Origin of the sequence: Microvirga tunisiensis, assembly GCF_009296175.1 — a bacterium.
Lineage (GTDB): Bacteria > Pseudomonadota > Alphaproteobacteria > Rhizobiales > Beijerinckiaceae > Microvirga > Microvirga tunisiensis.
Map to the genome: position 1 here is coordinate 1 of NZ_VOSK01000529.1, position 3150 is coordinate 3150.

The 3150-nt window shown below is 60.4% G+C and carries 4 protein-coding genes; 1 reads left to right on the top strand and 3 read right to left on the bottom strand.

Annotated features, from left to right (window positions below; genetic code table 11):
• Positions 1-596: 596 nt before the first annotated feature.
• Positions 597-1523 (top strand): manganese catalase family protein, encoded by a 927-nt coding sequence (locus FS320_RS40685; RefSeq protein ID WP_152718203.1) that lies wholly within the window; start codon positions 597-599, stop codon positions 1521-1523.
• Positions 1524-1632: 109 nt separating this feature from the next.
• Here FS320_RS40685 and FS320_RS40690 read toward each other — a convergent pair whose 3' ends face one another.
• The 3 genes from FS320_RS40690 to FS320_RS40700 all read right to left on the bottom strand — a co-directional run bounded on the left by FS320_RS40690 (position 1633) and on the right by FS320_RS40700 (position 2903).
• Entirely contained in the window at positions 1633-2184 is a 552-nt protein-coding gene (locus FS320_RS40690) for a sigma-70 family RNA polymerase sigma factor (RefSeq protein ID WP_152718205.1), read from the bottom strand.
• On the bottom strand, positions 2181-2399 hold the full coding sequence (locus FS320_RS40695) for a NepR family anti-sigma factor (RefSeq protein ID WP_152718207.1): 219 nt from the start codon (positions 2397-2399) through the stop codon (positions 2181-2183). The genes FS320_RS40690 and FS320_RS40695 overlap by 4 nt, the downstream gene beginning before the upstream one ends.
• 255 nt (positions 2400-2654) lie before the next feature.
• Positions 2655-2903, bottom strand: a complete 249-nt coding sequence (locus FS320_RS40700) for a DUF6894 family protein (RefSeq protein ID WP_152718209.1) — start codon at positions 2901-2903, stop codon at positions 2655-2657.
• Positions 2904-3150 lie beyond the last annotated feature (247 nt).

Here is a 3150-nt window from a genome sequence, read left to right on the forward strand (position 1 = left end):
AACCGGCGGCTCGCCAAGGACTACGAACGCTTGGTCGAGACCGGCGAGATGTTGCTCTATCTCGCCATGAGCCGCATCCTGCTGCGTCGCCTCACGCGAAAGGAAAGATAATTGCTCACCAGCCTCTAAAGCTTCAGCTGGCACAGAGCCGAAGTAGACGGAGCGTCCGCAGCCGTGGGGTCAGCAGACCTTTACACGGTCACTCTTAACGGCTCAGTTTGACCCGGAGCGGTCATTCCGGGGAAAGACCGCTTTTGCCTGCTGAAGTCAGGAACACGATGAGCTGAGCACGCTTGGCCTCTTACGCCGCTGGGGCCATCTGAGGCCCTGACGAGATGACCAGCTTGGCAAGCTTTCTCAGGTTCTGGGCCGTGGCTGCCAGCAGGAACTCATCTACCATGGAGCCAACCCTCACCATCAACATTCGTTCGGTTGAGCCCGCTCCTCCGTTGGGCACGGTTTGGTTCTCACTGAGGATTGAGTTTGATCGATTGCCGGTAGTCCAGGCGACTGGGCGGGAGCTCAAAGTCTGGGCATGGAGGAACCGAACCTTCGTTGGTCGGTTTCCTGACCTTACCCCGCGAGGAGGGCCTTCCATGTTCCTACGTATTGATAAGCTGCAAGTCGATCTGCCGGCGCCGAAGCGTCAGGACCCCAATGCCGCCGCGGCCCTCCAGGAACTCCTGGGCGGCAAATACGGAGAGATGTCGACGCTTGGGAACTACATGTTCCAGAGCTTCAACTTCCGCAGCAAGAGCAAGCTCCGCCCCTTCTACAGTCTGGTGGCTGCCATCACAGCCGAGGAGCTGGGCCATGTGGAACTGGTCAGCAATGGCGTCGCGATGCTGAACAACGGGCCGGATGACGCCAACGACGACGAGGATGGTGGCGCCGACATCTCCGACGCTCCATTTGAAGACATGAAGGACATCCGCTTGGCTGCGGCGTTCCTGTCGGGTGGTGGTGGCGCCATGCCAGTCAACAGCAACGGCCAGTCCTGGAACAACGACTTCATCACCACGACCGGCAACGTCGTGCTGGATCTGCTGCATAACTTCCACCTCGAGTGCGGGGCAAGGCTCCATAAGCTTCGCGTCTATGAGACGCTGACGGATCCAACAGGCCGCGAGGTGTGCGGCTATCTGCTGGTGCGCGGCTCCGTTCATGCCCACGCCTATGCGCTGGCGCTGAAGAAGATCACGGGTGTCGAGATCGAGAAGATGCTGCCGACGCCCAACATCCCGCTCGGCAACATTCCGGAATGCCAGAAGTACCTGGACGAAGGCTCGCACCGGCGGCTCTACACCTTCAGTCCTGACGACTACAAGGAAATGGCTGGCATCTGGGGCAACGGCGAGGTGGCGCTGCCGGACGATCCTCCGGGCGAGCTGACCGTGGTGGACGGCATGCCGGACGGCGGCAAGATCCATCAGCTCACGGGCGTTCCCTCTGCCTTCACACCGGACTATGCACCCGAGGAAATGTTTGAGATTGCGACGAAGCTCTACAAGGCGTCGCGTTAAGCAACGGCGGGAAAGGGCTCAAGCTCTTTCCCGTTCCTCCACGTCGGATCTTCAACTCCACCTGACTTGTCAGCAGTCGTGCCGCTGCCGGTTTTCGCGCCTCAGGGCTCTACGTCTCCAAGGTTCCTTGGAGGGCAGCCCTGATCGTCGGTTCAGGACTGAACTCCTCACCGTGCTCGACGGCCAGCATCTGAGCGAGCCTGGAGCGCGCGCGATTGACCCGGCTCTTGATCGTGCCCACAGCCACGCCGCACACCTGGGCCGCCTCTTCGTACGACAATCCCTCTGCCCCTACCAGGAGCAGGGCCTCCCGCTGATCCACCGGGATATGCGCCAGCGCCTTGCGGAAGTCCTCGAAGTCGAGACGGGCGCCCTGCTCGGGCGGAGCTGACAGACGGGCCGCGTAGGAGCCGTCCGCGTCCTCGACCTCACGCCGTCTCTTCCGGTACTCGGAATGAAACAGGTTGCGCAGGATCGTGAACAGCCACGCGTTGAGGTTCGTGCCAGCCTCAAACCGATGGATGTTGGCGACAGCCCGCATGAGCGTCTCCTGGACCAGATCGTCAGCTCGGTCGCTATGGCCCGTCAGCGACATGGCGAAGGCGCGAAGGCTTGGCAGGGTGGCCAGGATTTCATCGCGCAGGTACGGATCGAGCGTCAATGGAACGCCCTCTGCGCTAAGCCGCGATCAAGAAGGGCCAGGAGCCTGTCGGGAACAGGTTCGCGCAGCACGGCGTCATAGTACTCACGCAACTCGCGCCCGATCCAATCAAGCTCGGAAGGGCCAAGCTTGGCCCAGGAAGACCCAAGACAACAATGTTCGGGCAGATCAATCTCCAGCAACGCCGGATTGCCATCGCCCTCATCTTCATCCATGGAAGCCTCGCCGTCTCGGTTGGGGCCTGCGGGCGAACGTGTTTGTCCATGTGAGGTTCCGGGCCTCGTCCTCCACCATGTGTATTGCAAGCCTGAGATCACAGACCTCAATCCATATCCCTGAGGAGTGAGAGGCTTCATCGATCGCGCCAAGGTGAGGCGGGTGATCGATGTGGGCTGATCCCCGTTTCTTGAGATTTGCAAGTGGAAGTCCGAAACCGAGACGGGCTTACGCGCTGCTCGCGATCGATCTTCTCACCGGTGTGCAGGCTCATTCCGGTAGACTTCCATTGCGACCCTCACCGTCACTACCTGCTGCCGCCGTTCGTCTCTCACCGCGATAGTAACATTACAAGCGTCGCCGTTTGGAAGCTGATCACGCCCCATTTCAGCCGCAGCGCGGGCGGCCTCATACTCGGCGGCATCGACGCTGTCGACCTCAAGGCCCACCTCATCAGCGGTGAAGCGCGTCCCTGCCTGCACGTCGAAATAGAACCGGGGCAATGTCATCCTCCTTGTCATCCGGTCCTTAGGAACTGCGGTAGGCGGCCTTTGTTCGGTAAGCGGCCGGATTCGCTTGAACAAATAACCTATGTTAATTCAGACGCTTAGGCCCATGGTTTGTAATAGGGGCAAAACCGTTGGCGATCACGCTAAGGAGCAGCGGTCGCTGACCAGATCTGCCAGGCGCGGGACGGCTGGCGCATCAGCAATTCCCAGTCTATCGCCAAGATAGCTCCAGAATGACACT